Source organism: Acinetobacter sp. CS-2 (genome assembly GCF_016599715.1).
Lineage (GTDB): Bacteria > Pseudomonadota > Gammaproteobacteria > Pseudomonadales > Moraxellaceae > Acinetobacter.
This window is the reverse complement of record NZ_CP067019.1, coordinates 659,980-684,455: the sequence shown is the minus strand read 5'-3', so window position 1 is coordinate 684,455 and position 24,476 is coordinate 659,980. Positions and strand designations below refer to the sequence as shown.

19 protein-coding genes are annotated in these 24,476 nt (G+C 43.4%); 10 read left to right on the top strand and 9 right to left on the bottom strand.

All coding sequences use genetic code 11. The features are described from left to right. Positions 1-486 precede the first annotated feature (486 nt). The 4 genes from JFY49_RS03125 (at position 487) to JFY49_RS03110 (ending at position 4,014) form a co-directional block, all read left to right on the top strand. Complete coding sequence (locus JFY49_RS03125; RefSeq protein WP_200223732.1) at positions 487-1,452, top strand: VacJ family lipoprotein; 966 nt, start codon at positions 487-489, stop codon at positions 1,450-1,452. A 112-nt stretch (positions 1,453-1,564) separates the two neighbouring features. After that, positions 1,565-2,533 carry an RsbU family protein phosphatase GigA gene (gene gigA / locus JFY49_RS03120; RefSeq protein WP_086197449.1) on the top strand — a complete coding sequence of 323 codons (969 nt, stop codon included), beginning with the start codon at positions 1,565-1,567 and terminating at the stop codon, positions 2,531-2,533. A gap of 113 nt (positions 2,534-2,646) precedes the next feature. After that, on the top strand, positions 2,647-3,165 hold the full coding sequence (gigB, locus tag JFY49_RS03115) for an anti-anti-sigma factor GigB (RefSeq protein WP_086197450.1): 519 nt from the start codon (positions 2,647-2,649) through the stop codon (positions 3,163-3,165). A gap of 24 nt (positions 3,166-3,189) precedes the next feature. Beyond that, complete coding sequence (locus JFY49_RS03110; protein WP_200223731.1) at positions 3,190-4,014, top strand: carbon-nitrogen hydrolase family protein; 825 nt, start codon at positions 3,190-3,192, stop codon at positions 4,012-4,014. Between the two features lie 135 nt (positions 4,015-4,149). Here JFY49_RS03110 and gspE read toward each other — a convergent pair whose 3' ends face one another. Then, positions 4,150-5,637, bottom strand: coding sequence for a type II secretion system ATPase GspE (gspE, locus tag JFY49_RS03105; RefSeq protein ID WP_200223729.1), 1,488 nt, complete (start codon positions 5,635-5,637; stop codon positions 4,150-4,152). 93 nt (positions 5,638-5,730) lie between these two features. Here gspE and JFY49_RS03100 point away from each other — a divergent pair, with 93 nt between their 5' ends. Both JFY49_RS03100 and JFY49_RS03095 read left to right on the top strand, forming a co-directional pair. Beyond that, on the top strand, positions 5,731-6,561 hold the full coding sequence (locus JFY49_RS03100; RefSeq protein WP_086197453.1) for a hypothetical protein: 831 nt from the start codon (positions 5,731-5,733) through the stop codon (positions 6,559-6,561). A 9-nt stretch (positions 6,562-6,570) separates the two neighbouring features. Continuing rightward, on the top strand, positions 6,571-7,497 hold the full coding sequence (locus JFY49_RS03095) for a mechanosensitive ion channel family protein (RefSeq protein ID WP_200223721.1): 927 nt from the start codon (positions 6,571-6,573) through the stop codon (positions 7,495-7,497). Positions 7,498-7,602: 105 nt separating this feature from the next. Here JFY49_RS03095 and JFY49_RS03090 read toward each other — a convergent pair whose 3' ends face one another. Continuing rightward, positions 7,603-10,296 (bottom strand): DUF2339 domain-containing protein, encoded by a 2,694-nt coding sequence (locus JFY49_RS03090; RefSeq protein ID WP_200223719.1) that lies wholly within the window; start codon positions 10,294-10,296, stop codon positions 7,603-7,605. A gap of 163 nt (positions 10,297-10,459) precedes the next feature. On the opposite strand from JFY49_RS03090, the gene polA reads away from it, so the two are divergent. Next, the gene (gene polA, locus JFY49_RS03085; RefSeq protein ID WP_200223718.1) at positions 10,460-13,225 is read left to right on the top strand and encodes a DNA polymerase I; all 2,766 of its coding nucleotides are present in this window, start codon (positions 10,460-10,462) and stop codon (positions 13,223-13,225) included. A gap of 261 nt (positions 13,226-13,486) precedes the next feature. On the opposite strand, the gene JFY49_RS03080 is transcribed toward polA, so the two are convergent. From JFY49_RS03080 to ppx, 5 genes are read right to left on the bottom strand one after another with little or no spacing between them, the layout of a single operon-like run. Beyond that, positions 13,487-14,056, bottom strand: coding sequence for a YggT family protein (locus tag JFY49_RS03080; protein ID WP_200223717.1), 570 nt, complete (start codon positions 14,054-14,056; stop codon positions 13,487-13,489). A gap of 27 nt (positions 14,057-14,083) precedes the next feature. After that, on the bottom strand, positions 14,084-14,914 hold the full coding sequence (proC, locus tag JFY49_RS03075; protein ID WP_200223716.1) for a pyrroline-5-carboxylate reductase: 831 nt from the start codon (positions 14,912-14,914) through the stop codon (positions 14,084-14,086). A 29-nt stretch (positions 14,915-14,943) separates the two neighbouring features. Then, complete coding sequence (tilS, locus tag JFY49_RS03070; RefSeq protein ID WP_200223715.1) at positions 14,944-16,293, bottom strand: tRNA lysidine(34) synthetase TilS; 1,350 nt, start codon at positions 16,291-16,293, stop codon at positions 14,944-14,946. After that, complete coding sequence (locus JFY49_RS03065; RefSeq protein ID WP_086197461.1) at positions 16,230-17,054, bottom strand: acetyl-CoA carboxylase carboxyltransferase subunit alpha; 825 nt, start codon at positions 17,052-17,054, stop codon at positions 16,230-16,232. The genes tilS and JFY49_RS03065 overlap by 64 nt, the downstream gene beginning before the upstream one ends. Positions 17,055-17,104: 50 nt before the next feature. Continuing rightward, positions 17,105-18,625 (bottom strand): exopolyphosphatase, encoded by a 1,521-nt coding sequence (gene ppx / locus JFY49_RS03060; protein WP_086197462.1) that lies wholly within the window; start codon positions 18,623-18,625, stop codon positions 17,105-17,107. Between the two features lie 261 nt (positions 18,626-18,886). On the opposite strand from ppx, the gene trxA reads away from it, so the two are divergent. The 3 genes from trxA to JFY49_RS03045 all read left to right on the top strand — a co-directional run bounded on the left by trxA (position 18,887) and on the right by JFY49_RS03045 (position 21,479). Next, on the top strand, positions 18,887-19,213 hold the full coding sequence (gene trxA / locus JFY49_RS03055; protein ID WP_092820879.1) for a thioredoxin: 327 nt from the start codon (positions 18,887-18,889) through the stop codon (positions 19,211-19,213). Positions 19,214-19,542: 329 nt separating this feature from the next. Beyond that, positions 19,543-20,811, top strand: a complete 1,269-nt coding sequence (rho, locus tag JFY49_RS03050; RefSeq protein WP_005007569.1) for a transcription termination factor Rho — start codon at positions 19,543-19,545, stop codon at positions 20,809-20,811. 422 nt (positions 20,812-21,233) lie between these two features. Continuing rightward, positions 21,234-21,479, top strand: a complete 246-nt coding sequence (locus tag JFY49_RS03045; RefSeq protein WP_200223712.1) for a hypothetical protein — start codon at positions 21,234-21,236, stop codon at positions 21,477-21,479. A 230-nt stretch (positions 21,480-21,709) separates the two neighbouring features. On the opposite strand, the gene JFY49_RS03040 is transcribed toward JFY49_RS03045, so the two are convergent. Then, positions 21,710-22,006 carry an integration host factor subunit alpha gene (locus tag JFY49_RS03040; protein ID WP_086197465.1) on the bottom strand — a complete coding sequence of 99 codons (297 nt, stop codon included), beginning with the start codon at positions 22,004-22,006 and terminating at the stop codon, positions 21,710-21,712. Continuing rightward, complete coding sequence (pheT, locus tag JFY49_RS03035) at positions 22,003-24,384, bottom strand: phenylalanine--tRNA ligase subunit beta (protein ID WP_200223711.1); 2,382 nt, start codon at positions 24,382-24,384, stop codon at positions 22,003-22,005. The genes JFY49_RS03040 and pheT overlap by 4 nt, the downstream gene beginning before the upstream one ends. Between the last annotated feature and the right edge of the window lie 92 nt (positions 24,385-24,476).

Genomic DNA, 24,476 nt, shown 5'->3' with positions numbered 1-24,476 from the left:
TAATTTCTACCATCAATCAATGAAAATAATTTCGATCAATCAACCAGTAAAAATCCACACAAGTTGTTCTTCATAATCTCTTAATGATCTTCTTACTGGTTCGTCACCAGCAAGCTAGGTCGGGTATATTACACTAGATATTCTCAGTGTCAATTAGTAATTCAAATTATTTTAAACTTTCTTTCTAAAACCCAACTCAATCAATTTTAACTAAGTTACTGTTTTATCAGAAGTTTTAATCTTCATCACCGCCGATGGATGTGCATTCTACACCATCCCTTATCCAATGCAACTCCTTTTTTTAACTTTTCACGCCATAAGGACATTTTTTAGCCATTTTAGTATTTTTTCCTACATATTTTGATCAAATTTGTTTTAATACGCCTGTTCAAAGACCTGTTAATATATTCAATTACGTATTTTGCTTTAAGTACCAGCTTACTTACTTTAAGTACCAGCTTACTTAATAGAGCTCTAGGATTTTTTATGCGTCACTTTCATTATATTTGGGCTAGCTTTTTATCTTTAGGGTTAATTTCTCCTGTATTTGCGCAGGATTTAGTTGCTCCTTCTGAAGCACAGAATACTTCAGAGCTAGAATCTGCTACAGCACAAACTCAATCTGCTCAACATACCAACTCCAGACTTGAAGTATTGAAAGAATTAAAAAACATTAAAGCCAAAGATTTGAAAGTGGATGCAAGTGCAACTCAACCTGAAAACCAGAAAGATCCATTACAACCCTTAAATAGACAGATATTTGCTTTTAATGAGGTATTAGATCGCAAGGTTGCCCGCCCTCTTGCGATTCAATATAAGGAAAAAGTTCCTAATGAAGTACGTGGCTCTTATCGCCAGTTTCGTAAAAATTTAGGGGAACCATGGAATGCAGTAAACCAGTTAATTCAAGGCCGTCCACTTCGTGCTGCGGAATCTTTAGGTCGCTTTACCGTTAACACTCTAACCACCCTAGGCTTTGCCGACCCTGCTCGTCGTATCGGCTTATATGTCGAAGAAGAAAATTTTGGCACTACGCTAGGTTATTACGGTATTTCTTCTGGTCCTTATCTAGTCCTGCCTGTGTTTGGCCCTAGCACTTTCCGTGATACTTTAGGTCTGATTGTCGATGGTCAAGCCCGTCCCCAAAAGTATATTTTAGAAGATCGTGATGGAGTGTACTGGAGTGAGCAAATGTTAGGCGGTATTGATGCCCGCTCCCAGCTTTTAGACATTGAAGATGTTTTACAAGGTGATAAATATGCGGCAATCCGTGATATTTATTTACAGCGTAAAAGTTTTTCCATTGCTGAAAAGAGAGGTCTAGAACCTGAAACCATGTTCATTGAAGATGATCAGGACAGCAATGAAGATCAAGATCAAGATCAACAAAGTAATCCTGATTCATCCAATGATGAAATCCAAGAAGATGACGTAGACACTACAACCAAATAAGTCGTATCTATTTAATAGCAATATGATCAGCACAGCATCTTCCTTTGCTGATCATTAGATTGTTATAGTACAACTCTAGATGATATCAATTTAAGGGTCATACAATTTCTTTATGTATTTCATTCAACCGACTCGCAATATTCCTTATTTAGATCAGGTACTCAGTGCACTTCCCGGTGTGCAAATGATTCACATAGATGATATTAATTTATATGATCCGACCATTTTAGCGATTGCTGATGTACAAGACTATCTGACTCACCAATGGTCACTCCCGACCATCGTCCTGGCTTTTGAAAATGAAGGGATGGCATTGGCTCAGGCATGGGAATTGGGTGCTTTAGCCGGCTGGATCTGGAACAAGCTGCCACGTGATCCGGAAGCTTCCTTATTAAAAATTGATGCCCAATACAAGCGTAATCAGGATAGTCGTGACCTGCCTTCAGCAGCAGAATTACAAAAACGTTTACTGCCCAACCCTCTAGAATTAATCAACTATAAGGTTGAAACTCTGTTTCAACCTTCTGCCTATTTGTCTGGTGACTGGTACGATTACTGGAAAATCAGCGATAAAGAAATCATGTTTTATCTGGCCGATGTTTCCGGACATGGTGTCACCAGCAGTCTACTGACATCCTGGATGGCGGCTTTTCATGGCCGATCCAAAACACCCCGTGAATTGATTAAAAAGCTGAATGGCATGCTGGTTCAGGAAAATATCGAAAAGCACATTACCATGATTGCAGGCGTTCTTAATTTAGAAACCCATCAATTACGCTGGTCCAGTGCCGGACATTATCCTCCTGCCATTATCTTTGAACCCAATCAGCCGCCTAAAATTTTAAACACCAGCAGTTTCCCTTTGGGACTGACTGAAGACCTGGAAGTGGAAGAATTTGAATGTGTGCTAAATCGACATGCCCGGTTTATTATTTGTTCAGATGGTGCACTGGAACCGTTTGATGGCGGACTGAATGAACAATTTGAAAAATTAGTCTTTCATTTGCAGAATCAATCCTTTCAGGCCCCTGAACATGTGGCAGACGACATCGCCATCTTAAGTTTACGCCGAATGAATTAATCGTATAATCAATATGTTAACTTTCAACTAAGCGATATACGACTCTAGGCTACTTGAGTCTATAGTGGCCCTATGTGATAATTTTAATATCCTTCTCTGCAAATGGCATTTATATGTCAACAGGTCATGTTGAATATGCAAGCTTGAATGGAACGCATATTTTTAAGCTTATTGGCGAAGTGCGTGCTCAATCTTGTATTAGTCTAGACAAACTTCTTAGTAAAATTGAACAGCAATCAAATGTCGTTGGGGCAATCGTAGATTTAACCCAAACCACATTTATTGACAGCACTGTTTTAGGTGTACTGGCCAAGCTGGGTTTAAAGCTGAAACAGGTCCATCAAATTCAGGCAGTCATGTTATCCACCAATCCGGATATTACTACCTTGGCCAATAGCATGGGCTTGGGACAGGTATTCGTGATTTTAAATTACTGTGGTGATCCGAAAGTATGTACTCGCGAGCTAATCGAAGAGCACATTACCCATAACGCCATGTTAACCACTGTTCTAGATGCGCATAAAACATTGATGAAGTTAAATGAAAGTAACCAAAACATGTTTGAACCTTTGGTGAAACAATTACAAAAAGAACAAGACACCTTAGAACAAGTGTCGCAGCAAAACGTATAAAAATGATGATTTAGAGCTTACACCATGACTTTACTCTCTGTTGTACAAATGAATTCCCAGGATGATATTGAAGCCAATTTCATCGTAATCGAGTCATTGATACAACAAAGTAAAGCCGATGGTGCAGAGCTGATTGTTTTCCCTGAAAACTTCATCTGTTTTGCAGGTGGAAAACAACGCGAGACCGCAGCACAGTTTGAAAGCCTTCAGAAACGTCTGGAACAACTGGCACATCAATATCAAATCTGGATTGTAGCAGGAACACTTCCCTGCCCATTCCGCCCAGATGGTTCCATCATGAGTGATGGCCGTGTACGTACCGTCAGTTTATGTATTAGTCCTGAAGGTACTGAAGCACGTTATGACAAGATTCACCTGTTTGATGTACAAGTGGGTGATGTTGTGGGTGGCTATCAGGAATCTCGATTCTTTGAACCGGGTACTGATGTAGTGATTGCCAAAACTCCGTTTGGTAATATTGGCTTAATGGTGTGTTATGACTTGCGTTTTCCAGAACTGGCTTTAACCTTACGCAGTCAAGGTGCAAACATACTTACCGCACCATCCGCCTTTACCTACACTACCGGCCAAATGCACTGGCAATTACTACTACAAGCCCGTGCGATGGACAGCCAATGCCAGATTTTAGGTGCAGCTCAACAAGGCTGGCATGGTGAAAAACGCCAAACTTGGGGGCATGCAGGCGCTGCCAATTCACGCGGGCAGTTGTTGGCAATGGTAGAAAATGAAGGCGCTCAACTAATTACCGTACCGTTTGATTTAGCCGAACAAACCAAAATCCGTGAGTCAATGCCTTTGATGCAGCACCGTCGTTTGCTGCAATTCTAAACTTAGATTTTTAATACCCATAAAAAAGGTTGATCAACAAATACGATCAACCTTTTTACTTTTAAGTACAGTGCCGCAAAGCTTTAAAGCTATGTTTTTTTATTTACAAGTACAGATGATCAGTCATGATCCCACTTATTCGGCAGCTTCATTGGTCACACGCAGTACTTCCTCCAAAGTGGTTTTTCCTGCCAGTACTTTACGTAAACCATCATCGCGGATTGAACCAGACTGTTTACGCGCATAGCTTTCCAGCTCATATTCCGCAGCATTGCCATGAATCAAACGGCGCATGGGTTCATCCACAGGGACAATTTCATAAATGGCGGTACGCCCCATAAAACCGCTATGCGAACAGTGATCACAACCTTTCGGTTTCGGTAATTTAAATACAGCATCTGTTTGTAAATGTTTGAAAATTTCGGTTTCAAACGCATCAGCGTCATGCCATGTGGCACAGCGTGGACATAAGGTTCGAACCAAACGCTGGGCAATCACTCCAATCAGGGAGCTGGCCAGCAAGAATGGTTCAATGCCCATATCTTTTAAACGGGTGACTGCACCAATTGCCGTATTGGTATGTAGTGTAGATAAAACCAAGTGACCGGTAAGAGATGCCTGAACGGCAATTTCAGCCGTTTCCAGATCACGGATTTCCCCGACCATCACCACATCCGGGTCCTGACGCAGCATGGCTTTTAAAGCACGGGCAAAGGTCATGTCTACTTTACTGTTGACCTGAGTTTGTCCGATACCTTCCAGTTGATATTCAATTGGATCTTCAGCCGTCAGAATATTTTTTGAGCCATCATTCAGGTCAGACAAGGCTGCATATAAGGTGGTGGTTTTACCCGAACCGGTTGGTCCAGTCACCAGAATAATGCCGTGTGGACGATGCACCAGATGGGTTAAGCATTCATAATCCGGTTGCATCAGGCCCAGATGGGTCATATTCAGACGTCCGGCCTGCTTGTCCAGTAAACGCATGACCACACGCTCACCATGTGATGAAGGCAGCGTCGAAACCCGCACATCCACTTCTCGTCCAGCAAGACGTAACGAAATACGGCCATCTTGCGGAATCCGCTTTTCGGCAATATCCAGTTTGGCCATGACTTTAATACGTGACACCAACAATGGTGCCAGTTCACGACGCGGTTGTACAATTTCGCGCAACTGTCCATCGACACGTAAACGTACCGACAGTTTTTTCTCAAAGGATTCAATATGAATATCGGAAGCCCCCACGCGGATGGCTTCAGACAGCAAGGCATTGATCAGCCGGACAATCGGTGCATCATCTTCCTGATCCATTAAATCTTCAGCTTCTGGCACCGAATCTGCCAAACTGAGTAAATCGGGATGATCTTCCAGACCAGCTGCTACCTGTTGCGATTCTCCGGTATCACCAGCAAAACTGGAACTGAGTAACTGATGAAATTCCTGCTCAGAACACAACTGGTGCTGTGCCGGATGCCCCAAATAGCGACGTGCTTCCTGTATCGCCAGCAAGGGCGTATTTTCACGGCGTACAATAAAAGCCTGATTGCCCTCGTAGCGCAGCAATACGCCATGACGCTTGGCAAAACTATATGGTATTTGTAATTGTTTAAGTACTTGCATCAAAGTTTATAATGATGAATAAATTGATTTGAGTGTACTCTAAGCATAAGACAGCGTGAAGTCTGTTTTTAATGATTAAGCTATAAAGGAAATATGCCGTTGTCTAAAAACGATGAACTGATAGATGCAGAGCAGCCCAATTTAATCAAATGGTGGGGCGAACAAAGCTTTGAATTGAATCAGCCTAAGGCCTGGCAGTTTGGTTCACTGTTATTTCGTCTGACTCGTGGTCTGCAAGAATGGCGCATGGAATATCATCGTCCACAGGTGCAGTACGACTATGAACAAAAGTGGCATGCGATTGAAGATCCGAATTTTGCTTTTCCGCAACCGCTGAAAGTTGAACGTTATATGTTCAAGTCCACTCACAATAAATTACAGCTGATGCCGCGCCTGGCCGATCGTTCCGTGGTGATTAAACCGGTCGATCCGATTTATATTCCGGCAGGACAGCGCGGTACGCTGTATATCAGCACCCCTTTATGGATTGCAGGCTTTGTCGAAAGCCAAAAAGACCCGCTGTTTGATATTCCGGTGATTCTGCCCAAAGATACCTGGTTCGGACCCAATCATCGTATCGGTGAAATTTGTTATGCCACCGCGGTTGATGGCCGTACTGAACTGCATCAGCTCAAGCCACGTGCTTTTCGCGCGGTGACTCCGATTGAATTTCATAATACCAGTCATCAGCAATTACGCTTTGACCGGATGAACGTGCCGGTTTCTGCACTTCCCCTATTCTACAGTGAAAGCACCGGTCGCTTATGGACGTCACAGATTAAAGTTTTGCATGAAGGGTTGGATAAACCACCACGAATTCGAATTGAAAACCGTACCCCTCCTCATGCGGGTGAAGTGATGTATGTCCATCCACCACGTGAACAGGCAAGTGCTTTGTTCAACATGTTTGATTCATTTTTCTAGGGCGGCAATATGGCAGATTCGAATATCCCAAAAGAAATTACCAGCAGCCTCAAAAGTATTTTTACCAATATCAACACAGAACGCCTGACTGAAATTATCGTTGCCGTCGTACTATGTCTTATTGGTTTTTTAATTGCACGTTTTGTCTCCAATACCTTTATCCGCACTGTTGGCTCACGCTTTAATGCCCACCAAAGTCTGGTTTGGCGCCGTGGTATTTTTTATTTTATCTTCCTGATTTTTGTGATGGCCAGCCTAAAAGAAGCCGGTTTTAAACTGAGCGTGTTTTTAGGTGCGGCCGGCATTTTAACTGTGGCGCTGGGTTTTGCTTCACAAACCTCTGCTTCCAACCTGATCAGCGGTTTATTCCTGATTGGGGAAGGTTCTTTTGAAATTGGGGATACGGTACAAATGACCCTGATTCGTGGTCACACCATTGAAGGTGAAGTGATTTCAATTGACCTGCTTTCGGTAAAACTGCTGACTCAGGACAATGTCTATGTGCGCGTACCGAACGAACAGCTGATTCGTGCTCCCGTCTATAACCTGTCCAAATTCCCGATTCGGCGGATTCCAATCACTTTAGCCATTAACTTTCATGAGGACATCATTAAAGTTCGGGAAGTACTGCTGGATGTAGCCAATAAATATCCACTGGTTCTGGCTGACCCTAAACCGGCGGTTACGGTTACAGCCTTCCGTGAGTCTTCCATTGAACTGTTATTTGCCATCTGGTGTAACCGTGAAAACTTTTTAAAAGTGCGTGATGAAATGCAGGAACGTATCCGCAACGGTTTTGTCGCCAATCAGATTGAAATTCCAGTACCGAAAATGGGCTTTGTTGATCGCCCTACAGCTGTTCAGCCTTTAAATGAGGAAGATATTGATCAGTATGCCAATGCCAAAGAAGTAAAGCATGAGGCGGGATTGAAATAGTTTTTATAACCCCCTCATTCCCTTGCGGAATATATTCCCCATCCCAAAGGGAGAAGGAAACAATTCCCTCTCCTATTAGGAGAGGGTTAGGAAGAGGTAAAAATGTTAAATTGTTTCCCCTTCAGGAATCGGCGCAATATAGGCAATCAGCAACATCACAAAACCAGCCCCCAGAAATGAAATCACCCGGGTTAAAGTGCCAATATGTGACAGGTCAAAAAGTACCAGTTTCAAAGTCACAATCACCAAAATACTGCCCCCTAAAATCCAGACTGAACGCAACTGTTTGCGACTGGCCAGACTCATGGTCATAAAGGCCAAACTGACCCACAACAAAGTCAGACTGAGTTGAACGGTTGCATTTCCCCATACAGCCAGCTCATTAAACGGCGTACCCCAATAAACATGTAATGCACGCAGCACAATATAACTGCTAAACCAAAGCAGACTGAGTACCATCAGCACGGCAACGATGCCTTTATCTAAACCTGATTTCAGCTGTAAGGACAACATCCAGATAAAACCTGCCAACATTGCAATACTAACCAGATCAAAAGGATTGATGACTGGCAGGATATAAGCCTGAAAGGCTTGCTGGGTAAAAAGTTGCGAACAGACAATCCAGGTTGCCATCAGTACCAAACTGCTACGGGCTTGCCAGAACATTTTCCAGTCCGGATTATCCAGCTGCCAATAACACCAGGCACAGAACAGTAAAGGCAGAATCACCACACTGATATAAGGCGTACTTGGAAGCAGGGTTAAGCTGGTCATGGCCAGACTGGTCAGGGTGCCAAAACTGACCCACTCTTTTTCAGTTCGCACACCCAACATCGGGCGCAGCCACAATGCAGTCAACATCAATCCGGAAAGTGCAAAACTCAGACGGTCAAACATGGTCGGCCAAATAATGATGCCCTGCTGACTTTGATCAATCACAATAATCAGGGCAAAAACAAAGACAGGAATGAGGCCGAGCCATTTCGGAAACAGCCAAGTCCAGGTAGCTTTGCAACGCAGCATCAACTCATTCATCAGCAGATAGAATCCACTGACAATCAACAGGCTCATCACCAGCTGTTGAGGACCGTCAATTTCATCCAGCAACAATACAATCAACATGGTAGTTGCAGACAGCATCTGCAAACAGTGAAAGGCTATCGTGGAACTGCTCAGTTGCTGCCTAAAGGACTCCCGGCTATTTGCTACCACAACCACAGCAAAATAGCTCAAGCATAAACCCCAATACATTTGATTAGGAAATTCATTTAGCTCCACCAGATAATACAAACTGGATAAGCCAGCAACAATCATTAGACCCATAGCCAGATAGCGACTGATATCCGACTGACGATATAGGGCATAACTAAAAATGATCAGCCCTTCCACAGCCCAGCCAATCACGCTCCATTGCTTATGCAACAGAATTGGAGGAATCAGGGCCAGAAAAATCAGCATTAAACTGAAATAACTTTGTGAAATCAGTTGCACCGCCTGATGGCGTTTTGATAGTTGATACAAGCCTGCATACACGGCAGCAAAGGCCAGACTCACTCCAGCCTGCCAGCGCGTTTCTTCAAAATGCATTAAATAAATAAAAATATAACCGACCAGAGGCGCACCAAAAATCAGGGCAATATCCAAAGCCGGTTTCAGTTTGAACTGAACCAGATCTTCTTTGGCCAGTAGCTGACTAAAACGAAAACTTAACCAGACAAAAATTGCCGTATGCACCGCCACCAAGAACGTTAAGGTATTTTTTTCAAATTCTTTGCCCTGATAGAAGGCATAGCCTCCCCCCACAATCACGGTCATTAAAAAGGCAATTTGATTCAGCATCTTCCAGGGACGTAAGGTACTGAGGATCGCAACAGCAAGATTGATCACCACATAATAAGCAGTCAGTTCAATTGCTGTCGCGTTGCGGACCGGCAAGGTAAAAGGTGCAATATAGGCAATGATCATCGCCATCAGCGCCAGTTCAATGGATTGCTGTTTTAAGCTGAGAATCAGGGTCACCCCCATGATCAGGGCAAAACATAATCCAGCGATGGCGAGCGTCGGAATCACGGCATTGTAATAGGCAAAGAAAAGTGTCAAAAATAAGGCCGCTAAACCCAATCCTTCCAGGGCTAGGGAAAAACTGCGGTTTTTACTCTGCATCCAGTAACCGAGGGCCGTTACAGCGCCACTGACGCCTGCAACAATCGCCAGTTTCATCGCCAAACTGAGTTGCCAATGTTCGGTGGCAAAACGTAGCAACAAGATGATGCCAATGACCAGTACCAAGATAGCCACTTTTAAAACTGGATTACCTTGAAAAATCCACTGCTTTAACTGTTCAATCAAGCCGATGGGCTGTGATACGGGAGCTGATTCGAATACCTGAATGGGTGGCTTTTCAATCTTCTCCTCAGTGACCATTTGCCCCTGATGCAACCGCATTTGCAACAGGCTCAATAAGCCCTCTAAACGGCGTAACCATCTTAAAAAGAAAAAAATCCACGCTGTGATACCCAACCCGACGGCAAACTCCCAATCCAGAATGCCGCCGACAATGGCAACAATTGAACAAAGATATAAAGGAACTTTAGAGCTTTCCTGAACTGAAAGATTTGTTTCTGCAGCAATTTGTGCTGCCGGTGTCTGGATGGCATCGACATATTGCATCAGGCTCATGACAAAGGCCAAACCACATAAATAGGTGAAGATGCGTACATCCAAAAACCAAGACCCCACCCCGACAATAATCAATACCATCAGCCAAATCATCCGGATTTCGCTCTGTCCTTTCCCCATTTTTTCTTTATCTCAATCCTTATTGATTTGATCATACAACAGCTGTGACTTTGATTTTTAAGCATTCATCAGATATTCGGTAACACGCATCTTGAATGATGTGTCTATGCTCATGGGCAAAATCACGTACAATAAGGCCGATATTTGAATTAGGAATCCTTCAATGACACCATTTGTTTTGGTCGATGGCTCATATTTTTTATTTCGTGCATATCATGCACTGCCACCACTAACCACTTCGACTGGTTTACAGACCAACGCAATTCGTGGTGCCATTTCTGCGATTCAAAAGTTGATGCGTCGTATTCAGCCAACGCATATGGCTGTGATTTTTGATACCCCTGAACCGACGTTCCGTCATCAGCTTTCACCGATTTATAAAGGTGACCGCCCAAGCATGCCGGATGAACTGTCGCAGCAAATTCCCTATCTTCATAACCTGATTCGTGCTTTGGGCATTCCTTTACACACCCTTCCCGGCGCTGAAGCAGATGACGTGATTGGTACTTTGGCTAAACGTGCTGAAGCCAAAGGTTATCAGGTGCTGATCTCGACTGGTGATAAAGACATGGCCCAGCTAGTCACCGACAAAGTGACTTTGGAAGACAGCTTTAAAGACAAGCCGATGGATGTGAATGCTGTCTTTGAAAAGTTCGGTGTATGGCCGAATCAGATTATCGACTATTTAACCTTGATGGGTGATGCTTCCGATGGCATCCGTGGCGTACCCGGCGTCGGTGCAAAAACTGCTGCCAAACTGTTGACCGAATACGGTTCTATTGGCGGCATTCTGGAAAATGTCGATAAAATTAAAGGCAAAGTCGGTCAAAGCATTAAGGATAATGTTGAAGGCATTACCCTAGATCATCAGTTGGCCAGTATCGTTTGCGACCTGGATATGGGTCTTTGTTATGAAGACCTGAAACTCGGTGATCCGAATGTGGAAGAACTGTGCCGGCTCTATACCGAACTTGAGTTCCGTAACCAGTTACAGTCCCTCGATCATCCAAATAATCCAAACAATTCAGTTTATAAACAGGCGGCCAAGAGTATTGAAACTGAGATCAATACCACTGCTGTCATTAATACTGAAGATGAGGCAGAGCTGACAAGTGTGGATGATCAACTAGGCAAAGCCACTTATCACACCATTTTGACTCAAGCGGACTGGGACAAACTGTTCCAGCGTTTAAGCACTGAAAAACGCTTTGCCTTTGACACCGAAACCACCAGTCTGGATTATCGCGTAGCGGAAATGGTTGGCTTTTCACTGGCTTTTGATGCCAACGATGCCTATTACATTCCGCTGACCCACGACTATGAAGGTGCACCGGAACAGCTGAATCGTGAAACTATCCTTGCACAAATCAAATCGATTTTAGAAGATGCATCGGTTGAAAAAATTGGCCATCATTTAAAATATGATGCCCACATCCTGCAAAATCACGGCATTGAACTGCAAGGCTGGTATTTCGATACCATGCTGGCATCCTATGTTTTAAATTCTGTGGCGACCCGTCACGGTATGGATGATGTTGCTCGTGTGTATTTGAGTCATTTGACCACCACCTTTGAACAAATTGCAGGCAAAGGCGTTAAACAGAAGACCTTTAACCAGATCGACATTGAAACAGCGGCACATTATGCGGCGGAAGATGCACATGTCACCTATCGCCTGTATGAAGTCCTGTCGAAAAAGTTGCAGGCCATTCCTGAGCTGAACAATATTTTACACAATATTGAAATGCCGGTGGCGCGTGTGCTGACCATTATGGAAGAAAACGGCATCGAGCTGGACCTGAAATTTTTAGATCAGTTGAGTGTAGACTTTTCCAATACCATTCAAGACCTGGAAAACCAGATTGTTGAAATGGCCGGTCAGCCGTTTAATGTCAGCTCGCCGAAACAGGTCGGTGAAATCCTGTTTGACAAACTCGGTCTGAAAGGCGGCAAAAAAACAGCAACCGGTCAATACAGCACCAGTGAAAGTATTCTGGAAAAAATCGACCACCCGATTACTGATTTAATTTTGCAGTATCGCGGTCTTTCCAAACTGAAAAGCACCTATACCGATGGCTTGCAAAAACAGGCCAACAATGACAGCGGGCGTGTGCATACCAGTTATCATCAGGCTTTAACAGCAACAGGGCGTTTGTCCTCAACAGATCCCAACCTGCAAAACATTCCAGTGCGTGAAGAAATTGGCCGTCAGATTCGTAAAGCCTTTATTGCACCTGAAGGTCGGGTTTTGCTGGCTGCCGATTATTCACAGATTGAACTGCGTTTAATGGCGCATCTTTCCCAGGATGAAGCTTTGGTTGATGCTTTTAAGCATGGTCAGGATGTACACCGCCGTACTGCAGCTGAGGTTCTGGGTATTGCACTGGAAGATGTCACCAATGACCAGCGTCGTCAGGCCAAAGCCGTTAACTTCGGTCTCTTATATGGCATGTCCGAATTTGGTCTGATTCGTCAATTGGGCTTTACCCGTGAAGAATCGCAAAACTATATCAAGCAATATTTCCATCGTTATCCGGGCATTTATGAGTACATGCAACGTACGCGTCAGGTGGCTTTGGAACAAGGTTTTGTCGAAACCATTCTAGGTCGCCGTTTATATACGCCGGATATTGATGCCCGTAACATGATGGTACGTAAAGGTGCCGAACGTGCGGCCATCAATGCCCCGCTACAAGGAAGCGCTGCTGACATCATTAAAATAGCCATGATTGAAGTGGATAAAATGCTGCCTAAAGATCAAGCCAAAATGTTACTGCAAGTCCACGATGAATTGGTGTTTGAAGTCGATGCCGACATTGCCGATACACTGGCACCAAAACTGGCAGAAGTGATGCAATCGGTGATCCAGCTTTCAGTACCGCTGATTGTCGAAGTGGGTAAAGGCAATAACTGGGATGAGGCACACTAATCTTATATTAAGATCCTTCTCGCTTTTAAAGCTCCTTCTCTTACGCCATATATGGCTCAGGGAGAAGGCTGGGATGAGGGTTTTCTAAATAAACCTAGAATTAAATCTGTTTATAAGACAAGTGGAATTTTCAGACAAATAATTGATTATCTATCTGATAATTTACCCTCTCCTCACCTCTCCCAGAGGGAGAGGAATTTTTCCAATAAAAAAGGACTCCATCGAGTCCTTTTTTATTATCCAGATTTTACTATCTGAATTTTAAAGTCCAGTCAAAAGTACAATAGCCACTTCATTCATAATAATTTCGGCAATATACAATGCCAAAAAGGCAACAATTGGCGACAGGTCAATCATACCCATATTCGGCAAAATACGGCGGAACGGAGCCAACAATGGTTCTGCCAGCTCTTGAATGACTTCAATATACGGTGAGCGAGATTGGGTAAACATCACCACCCAGCTTAAAATAATCGTTGCAAAAATCAGGTAACGACAGAAGCGGATCAGGTCCTGAATCATGGTGACAAAGGTCAAAATCACCAGATGTACCGGACTGTTCGGCATAGCACCTGAAAGGTACATTACCCCAAAAATCTTGAGTAAATATAAAAGTACCACCAAAGCCAAGGCTGCAGAATTGACACGACCTTTTGCCAAGGTGGGAAAAATACGCCCAAACAGATCGACGATTTTTGTCGCTTTCACAGTAGACATGACGACAGGATTATAAGGATTCACCGCTGCAAGCTGCATCAGAAAACGAAAGAATACGAGCAAAATCGCTACGTTAATAATAATGCCAAAAATCAGCGCAGAATTTGCACCCATACTGGAACTTTCCTAAATAAAAACGAGTTATTTGCTACTTTCACTTAGCTCTTGAGCAAGTTCTTGACTGCGCTTTTGCGCGGCAGCCAAAGCGGCCTGAATATTTTGAGAGATTTGCGCACGATCGAATACTTCCAGTGCAGCTTGAGTTGTACCATTTGGAGAGGTCACATTTTTGCGCAATTCTGCAGGTGTATTTGAACTGGTAATCGCCATTTGTGCGGCACCCAATGCTGTTTGCAACGTCAATGCAGTCGCCACTTTTTCATCCAGCCCTAGGTTTTTGCCTGCACGAATCATGCTTTCCATCATATAGAAGAAATAAGCCGGACCAGAGCCCGATACTGCCGTTACAGCATCAATTTGTGCTTCTGAATTGACCCAAAGGGTTAAACCGGTTGCAGCCAAAACCTGACTGGCCAACTCACGATCCTGTGCATTCACAGCTTCCGTTGCATACAGGCCATGTGCTCCTGTTTGCACCAAAGCAGGTGTATTGGGCATAACACGAACAATTCGATTGGTTTCTAGCAGGTTGGCAATAGTCGCGATTTCAGCTCCAGCCACAATCGACATCACCAGTTTGCCTTCAAACAAACCTTTAAGCGGTTTTAATACGCTGGCCAGTACTTGCGGCTTCACTGCAAAAAGTACGATATCGGCATCACGAATGGCAGCAATATTGTCATCCGTCACATGTACATCTTTTTCTGTTAATAAAAGACGGACTTTTTCGACCGGATCAGAAACTGTAATACGTGTTGGCGGCAAGCCACGCGAAATCAGCCCGCCAATCAAGGCTTGGGCCATATTACCGCCACCAATAAAACTAATATTACAATTTAAAGCTGCACTCATGGATTCATACTCGACTTAGAATTTTTTAACTAAGAGATCAAATTTGGTTGCCATCCACCGATTTCACAATATTCAGATTGGGCTAACCAAAACCCTTTTGGTGTAAAAACACCAAGCATAACATTATCTATGCTTAATATTTGAATTCTATAACGCTGCCAGGGAAAAATTTGTGCTTCCTGAATGGCTTTTTTTAACGGCCAAGCCCCCACTCGTCCATACAAATGAATTTTTTCGCCGCCTTGGCGCATCACTAAATCCAGTTTTTGACCCAGCAATGCTGCTGACAGGCCTACTTTTGCAGTTTCAGCAAGATAATTTCCTGACAGTATTTCAAGCTTTTGTCCTAACTCGACAAAGATTGCCTGTTTATTAGCAATCGATTGATTTTTTTCAGCCAAATATTCTGTGGCACTTAAGCGGAAAAGTTTTTGCTGATAACGCACATAATAATATTGATTCCAGTGCAATGCCGCCTGTGCATCAGATTTGGAGCCAATCACTTCAAGCAACAAGCGTTGCACCATTTCAAAACTGGGGCGATAGGTATCCTGTCCTTTCATCCAGGCAGAGAGCAATTGCCTTTGCCGTGCACTTGATAATTGGGATAACTTTTCTAAATCCAGTTCAGTGGCCGATCCGCAATGGTTTAAATCCTGCTGTAATACGTCCAGCAAAATATCTTCCGCATCCTGCATGAGATAACTGGTGCGGCTGAGTGCCTGTTGCATTTTTGGATAACGTTGTTGCAACAGCGGCCACAATTCATGACGGCACCAGGCCCGATCATAATGAGTATCTAAATTGGTGGGATCTTCAATATTTTGCACACCCAGCTGAATTACCCATTGGCAAATCTGCTCACGTGAGATATCCAGCAGCGGTCGCCAAATGCTGAATTGCTTTCGTACATCGACCTGCTTCATGGCGGATAAACCATGTACGCCGGCACCCGAAAGCAAGCGTAGCATCAAGGTTTCGGCCTGATCCTGCTGATGATGCGCCAAGACCAAGATTTCATTGGCTTTTAAATGCTTTGCATAGGCCTGATAACGTGCGTTACGTGCCTGATGTTCCAGGTTGCCATCTTGCACTTCAACGGCTTCAACAATACACGGTACATGCAGCGCTGCACATTGATCAGATACAAATTGCCCCCAGTCTGCACTAATTTTTTGCAACTGGTGATCGACATAGATCGCACGGATTTTTTCAGGAAATAAATCAGACATTAAACGCAATAGCAGCATGGAATCCATGCCGCCACTACATCCAATCAAGAAAGTGCTTTCAGGAGGAAAGCACTGGATTTGTTTTAAGATGCCAGACCGGAATTGTCGCTGCCAAACTTCATTAAACGCTGGTAACGTGCTTCGCATCTCTCATTCGCATCCATCGATTGCAATTCTTCTAAAGCCTGTTGTAACACATCTTTAAGATCTTGCATCACTTTTTCAGGCTGCAAATGCGCGCCTTCACCTTCATCAACCACATATTCAACAATACCAAGTTGTTTTAATTTCTCTGCAGTTAATGCCAAGGCTTCGCTGGCTTGTTCCGCTTTCTCTGCTGTTTTCCATAAAATGGATGCACAACCTTCAGGAGAAATCACCGAATAGATACTGTGAGACAACATCACCACGCGATCCGCCACACCAATACCGAGTGCACCACCTGAACCGCCTTCACCTAAAACGGTCGCAACCACCGGAACTTTCAGGCTTGAAAGCTGTGCAAGGCTAGTGGCAATCGCTTCTGCCTGACCACGTTCTTCCGCACCGACCCCAGGATATGCACCCATGGTATCGATAAAAGTGAATACCGGCAGTTTAAAACGTTCAGCCATGTCGAGTAAACGCTGTGCTTTACGGTAACCTTCGGGATTACTCATACCGAAGTTGTGTTGCAATTTTTCACGAGTGCTGCGACCACGATGTTGCCCAACAATCATCACTGGCTGACCATTAAAACGTGCCAAGCCACCGATCATCGCACCATCGTCACCAAATACCCGATCTCCATGTAAAGCATCGAATTCAGTGAAGATTTCACCAACATAATCCAGGAATTGCGGACGTTCTGGATGACGCGCAATTTGAACCGTTGTCCATGCTTTAGATTGAGCAGCTTTATTTTTCATAGGTCGACCATTATCCCTAAATTAACAATACCTTGTTAACCAATCACTTGTTAATAGATAAATTGTTCCGACTGAATATTCAATTCAATATCCCAATGCTTGAACTGCATCTGTTCATCATGCAAGTCTGCTACAAGCAAAGGCCATTGTTTGGCATCGCCAGAAACGCTGAGCTGCCATTGTTGCTCATTGATGATACTTAATTCAATGGCAGGAAGCATCTCATCACTACGACTATGATTCAGTAAAACTGCTAAACGCAGCAATAGACATAAGTACACAAGTTTGCTACCACCGACTTTAGCAACATCAACCCGTGCATCGCCACGAAGTTTACGACGGTGATGAGCGACCAAATGTGACAAATGGTTTTGGTCAATTTGTGAGAAACCGGGAATATCCGAATGCTGCAATAAATAAGCCCCATGGCGATGATAACCACTGTGACTAATCGCCAGGCCAATCTCATGCAAATATGCAGCACGACGCAGTAAGTCACTGTCATCATTAGTTAAATTTAGTGATTGTGCAACGCCATTAAATAGTTGCTGTGCCGTATTGACTACACGCTCAGCCTGTTTGCTATCTGCGTTATAGCGTCCCATTAAAGCATGTACAGAACGGTCGCGAACGTCTTCATGCTGGAAACGACCAAGCAGGTCATACATGACACCTTCACGTAACGCACCATCTGAATAAACCAGTTTGTCCAGCCCCAGCACATCAAATACCGCATATAAAATGGCAATCCCTGCTGGCAAAACTGCTCGGCGGTCTTCTTTCAGGCCATCAAATTCCATTTCGGTCACGTGCTTGTATTTGAGCAGCTTGTCTTTGAGTTTTTCCAGACCTTCACGGGTGAGCTCTTCTTTTTCATTGCTCCAGCCCATATTCACGGTAATCTGTCGACAGGCTTTAATTGTTCCGCTTGAACCCACCACAGTATCCCAACCAGCGGCTTTATAGGTATTGGCAATCCCTGAAATTTCCTTACGGGCAGCGGTCACCGCTTTATCGAAACTTTTCTGATTGATCTCACCCTCCATAAAATAGGCTTTGGTGAAGGCCACACATCCCATTTGTACTGATTCAGTATGGATTGGCTCGAATGCCTCTCCGATAATCAGTTCAGTTGATCCACCACCAATGTCAATCACCAGGCGGCGGCCACTATTGGCCATGGTATGCGATACACCTAAATAAATCAGACGGGCTTCTTCACGACCGGCAATAATTTCGATCGGTTTAGGTAAAATTTCTGCGGCTTTTTGAATAAATTCATGACCATTTTTTGCCTGACGTAAAGCATTGGTAGCTACAATACGCAACCGGTTGGCCTGTACAGAACTTAAACGCCCGACAAAGCGTGCCAGACAGGCTAGACCCCGTTGCTGTGCCGCCTCAGTCAAATTTTTGTTTTCATCTAAACCCGCGGCCAATTGTACTTTTTCTGACATTGAAGCCACTTTTTTTACTTCGCCATGATCTACACGTGCAATCGCCAGGTGAAAGCTGTTCGACCCCATATCGATGGCAGCAAGTAACTCTTCATCAATCAAAAAATCAGACATTATTCAAACAAACCTATAAGAATTGTGCTTAGAGTAATTCACATACATGCAATTTAAAAGCCATTTATCAGTTCAACTGAAGCAGTTTTTAATTTTTTTAATCGCTTAAACAATTGTAGGACACGATAATCAATATCGTGAGCATCAATTAGACAAACTCAATATAATGATTGAAAATTTACATATCCCTCTACATAGTTAAACGAGGCTATGTAATACTTATAGTTATAGAACTAACTTAAAATTTATTTGGAGCATTCCATGTCTGGCAATATCGTAAACACAACTGATGCGAACTTCGAAGCTGACGTTTTACAATCTGACATTCCTGTACTTGTCGATTTCTGGGCAGGCTGGTGTGCACCTTGTAAAGCTATTGCACCTGTACTTGAAGTATTATCTACAGAATTCGAAGGCAAAGTTAAAGTTGTTAAAGTTGACGTAACTGCTTGTGAAGCGACTGCCGTAAACTACAATATCCGCAACATTCCTGCACTATTGATGTTTAAAAATGGTGAAGTTGTCGCTCAACAAGTTGGTGCTGCGCCAAAATCTAAATTGACTGCTTTTATTGAAGAAAATATCTAATTTAAAAACAGTGTAATTGAATCCAATGCGCTATCATCAGATAGCGTATTTTTTTCGTCTATAAATTGACAAAAACTTGATTAGCTCTTATATTGCTTGTTCAAGGAATAAAGGATTTCTAATCCGTCATTTTCTTACAAGACACAACACATAAGATCGCCGCTCGGCAACAGAAATTGTTTTTACACTTTTCTCTTCGAAACAATGAATCAGACCTCTGAATTGTTATTGTGCAAATACAATTGCGTTACGTTTATTGCGTGTAAGCGGCTGAATGTTGCTCCCTTTTCTCATCTCTATCCCAGAATTTTAATTCTATCTGACCCCCTATGAATTTAACTGAACTCAAGAAAAAACCGATTGGCGAACTCATCAAGATTGCCGAGTTTATGGGCCTGGAAGGAATGGCTCGTAACCGCAAGCAAGACATCATTTTTGCCATCTTAAAACGCCATGCAATGAATGGCGAAGAGATTTTTGGTGATGGTGTTCTGGAAATTCTGTCTGATGGTTTTGGTTTCCTCCGCTCAGCAGCGGGCTCTTATCTTGCAGGCCCAGATGACATTTATGTCAGCCCATCACAAATTCGCCGTTTCAACTTACGCACCGGTGATACCATTACTGGCACAATTCGCCCACCCAAAGAAGGCGAACGCTATTTTGCGCTTTTAAAAGTTAATCAAATTAACTACGACACGCCGGAAAACTCGCGCAACAAAATCCTGTTTGAAAACTTGACCCCATTGTTCCCGACTGAACAATTGGTGATGGAACTGGGTAACGGTACCACTGAAGATTTGACTGCACGTGTAGTGGACTTGGTGGCCCCTATTGGTAAAGGCCAACGTTCTATTATCGTTGCGCCGCCAAAAGCGGGTAAAACCATGTTGTTACAAAACATCGCACAGTCAATTGTACGTAACAATCCTGAATGTTTTCTGATCGTGCTTCTGATTGACGAACGTCCTGAAGAAGTAACCGAAATGGAACGTACCGTTCGTGGTGAAGTGATTGCTTCAACTTTTGATGAATCCCCAGCACGTCACGTACAAGTGGCTGAAATGGTCATTGAAAAAGCAAAACGTCTGGTAGAACACAAGAAAGATGTGGTAATTCTGCTGGACTCGATTACTCGTTTAGCGCGTGCCTATAACACTGTCATCCCTTCATCAGGTAAGGTGTTGACTGGTGGTGTGGATGCGCATGCCTTAGAGCGCCCAAAACGTTTCTTCGGTGCTGCACGTAACATTGAAGAAGGCGGCTCATTGACCATCATCTCTACTGCCCTGATTGAAACCGGTAGTAAGATGGATGAAGTGATTTACGAAGAATTCAAAGGAACCGGTAACCAGGAAATTACGCTTGATCGCCGCATTGCCGAAAAACGTGTATTCCCTGCAATGAATATCAAAAAATCTGGTACTCGCCGTGAAGAACGCCTGATGTCTGAAGACAACTTACGTAAAGTATGGATTTTGCGTAAATTGTTGCATACTCAAGATGAACTGGCTGCCATGGAATTCTTGCTGGATCGTATGAAAGAAACCAAAACCAATGATGATTTCTTCGATCAAATGAAGCGTAAAGCGACCAACTAAACACGGTATTATTCTTTTTTTCTATAAAAAGGCTATCTCTAACGATAGCCTTTTTATTTGGTTGACTTTATTTACATAAAGCTACAATCAAGTCTTTTCTTTGTAAACTTAAGGGACTAGTTCATACCTGTTAAAAATATTAACTTTAAAAAACCATAATTTTTAGCGAGTTATTTAGTATTTATCCAATATAAACTCTCCGATTGATTGTTATTTTCTGTTAAAAAAATGCTCATTTTTTATCTTTTTTTGCATTTTTTACTAGCCTCCTAGTAGCAATTCAAAATGCGCAGTGATAGCATATTCGCAGACCAGTTAGACTGCCTCTGCATTGTTACTGCCTAACAGATTTTAGGAAGAATAAAAGCACTCAACAGGCTAACATAGGTTTTTTTTAATCTCATATTTTAGAGAGTGATGCCATGTTATTCAAAAAAATCGCTATTGCTGCTGCAGTTGCTACTACTTTAGCTTTCGTTGGTTGTGCTAAAAAAACTGAAGAAGCTCCTGCTGCTGATGCTGCTGCATCTCAAGCTACTGTAGCTGCTTCTGAAGCTACTGCTGCTGCTTCTGCTGCTACTGTTGAAGCTTCTGCTGCTACTGACGCTGCTGCTTCTGCTGTTGACGCTGCTCCAGCTTCTGAAGCTGCTGCTTCTGCTGCTAAATAATCTTTACGATTATTCAGTACAAAAAAGAGAGCCATTGGCTCTCTTTTTTTATGACTAAAATAAAGTTCAATTCTATAAAAACAATTGTACCTCTCCCTATTCCAAGTACAGAATTGATTTCTAATCCCGATTGTCAATTAAATTACAAAGGGCTGAATCTCTCAAATACTTAGGCTCTACTCCACAAATAACGCTTTTATATACAAATCTTATAGCAAAAAAAGAGCAGATCAATCGATCTGCTCATTTCCTACACGCTGGCGGAATTTCTGCCCTGCGCGGAATGTGACTACACGGCGTGCTGAAATTGGAATTTCCTCGCCAGTTTTCGGGTTACGGCCTGGACGTTCACGCTTGTCACGCAACTCAAAGTTACCGAACCCCGAAAGTTTAACCTGTTCGCCCGAGATTAGCGCTTGGCTAATCTCATCAAAGAACAATTCGACCATTTGTTTAGCTTCACGACGGTTTAAACTCGTGAGCTCACTTAAATGATCAGCCATTTCTGCTTTTGTTAGTGCTGTCATGAAGCCCTCAATGTCGCTTGGTAAGTGTTTTCCAACACTTGAAGGATATTATCCATACCTGATTTAATTTCAGCATCTTCCAATGTACGGCTTGGATGCTGCCAGAGAAGGGCAAATGCCAGTGAGCGTTTCCCTTCTTCTACCCCTTGTCCAGTATACACATCGAATAACCATGTCGAGTCTAGCAGCTCCCCACCTGTTTTTTCGATAAGTCTCTGAATTTCGCTAACATTAATCTTATCACTAATTAAAAGCGCAATATCACGTCTTACTGATGGAAAACGTGATAATTCTGTAAAATTAGATACATAAGTTTGCAAAACAGCCTTTTGATCAAGTTCGGCAACCCAAGTCATGCCCAAATCAAGTTCGTCTTCCAAAGAGGGATGTAAACGACCCAGATAACCAACAGACTGACCATCAACCAGAATTTCAGCTGATTGTCCAGGATGCAACCAGCTACGCTCTGAACGAACATATTCCACTTGAACCCGTCCAGCTGCCAGAATTTCCTCAACTTCACCTTTTAAGTCAAAGAAATCCATCGGTAGAGCCTTGCCATGCCAAGATTCAGTTGTTTTAGCACCGACTGCAATTAAAGCCAAAGTCGGAATCTGTTTTAGATCATGAATGCTTTGTGCATCCTGATAATCAAAACGTAAACCCAGTTCAAAGAAACGTACGCGGTTTTGCTGACGGTTAATATTGTATTGCACACATGGAATCAAGCTGGATAACAAAGTCGAACGCATTGCAGCCAGTTCGCTTGAAATCGGGTTGGCCAACATCAACGGATTGACCGCAGGATTCAACTGTTTTTCAAGTTTAGCATCGGCAAAGCTGAAACTGATCGCTTCCTGATAACCTAAAGTCACCAGGGTTTGACGAAGTTGTGGCAATTCAAACTGATCTTGATGTTTGGCAAGTTTTACATCAATCACTGGCAAGCTGATCTGAATGTTGTCATAACCATGAATACGGGCAACTTCTTCAATCAGGTCTTGGTAAATCGCCATGTCGTAGCGATGTGATGGAGGAACTACAGTCCACTCACCTTGTGCTTTTACAGTCACAACACAACCTAAGCGTTGCAGTGCATCGGTAATAAAGTCACTTTCAACTTTGTAACCCAATAACTGATCCACTTGAGCTTGATTCAGCTCAATCGCTTCACGTTTTGGTAAAAGCTCAGTTTTTTCTGCAACAGTAATTGGACCAAACTCACCACCAGCAAGATCAGCAATCAGCTGTGATGCGCGGTGCATGGCGATAAGTGGTAATTCAAAATCTACGCCACGTTCATAGCGCTGAGATGCATCGGTATGTAAACCAAAGCTACGTGCACGACCCGCAATATGTAAAGGTGCAAAGAAAGCAGATTCCAGGAAGATTTCCGTGGTTTCATCGGTAACAGAAGAAGATAAACCACCCATGATGCCGGCAATTGCCAATGCTTTCACATCATCAGCAATCACCATTACATCATCAGATAACTCAACTTCTTGTTCATTGAGCAACACCAGTTTTTCAGCAGCAGTGGCTTGACGTACATGCACTGAACCTTGAACTTTGCCACCATCAAATGCGTGTAATGGTTGACCCAATTCAATTAAGACATAGTTGGTGATATCGACCAAAATGCTGTGCTGACGGATACCTGAACGGGCAAGTGCACGTTCCATCCATACCGGGGTCGCGGCTTTGGTATTGACGTTTTTAATCACACGACCCAAGTAACGTGGGCAGCCTTCAGTTTCTACAACTACTTGCTTCTCATCAGCAATAGTCGCAGCTACTTCCTTGATTTCCGGTGCAGTCACAGCAAGCTGGTTAATGACACCAATTTCACGTGCGATACCACGAATACTGAAACAGTCACCACGGTTAGGCGTGATACTGATATCAATGACATTGTCATCAAGGTCTAGATATTCACGGATATTCATGCCCACCGATGCATCCGCAGGTAGTTCTAGAAGGCCATCAATTTTATCTTCAAGATCAATTTCAGAAGCACCACACAGCATACCTTGGGATTCGATGCCACGAAGCTTACCTTTCTTGATTTTGAAATCACCCGGTAAAACTGCACCAATGGTGGCTACAGGTGCTTTCATGCCTGCACGTACATTCGGTGCACCGCAGACAATCTGTAAAGGCTCACCTGAACCGATGTTGACTGTAGTCACACGTAAACGGTCTGCATCCGGATGCTGTTCTACAGTGAGTACTTCACCCACAACCACACCTGTAAATGGTTTTGCCGCTGGCGCCAGTTCATCCACTTCCAAACCGAGCATGGTGAGTTGGTCAGATAAGGTATCGCTGTCAATTGCTGGGTTGACCCAGGTGCGTAACCAATTTTCGCTAATTTTCATAAATTCATTTTCCTGAATCTCCCCTAACCCCTCTTTTTCAAAGAGGGGAACTCTCACACGTTATTTTTCTTCGCGTAAGCCCCCTTTTTCAA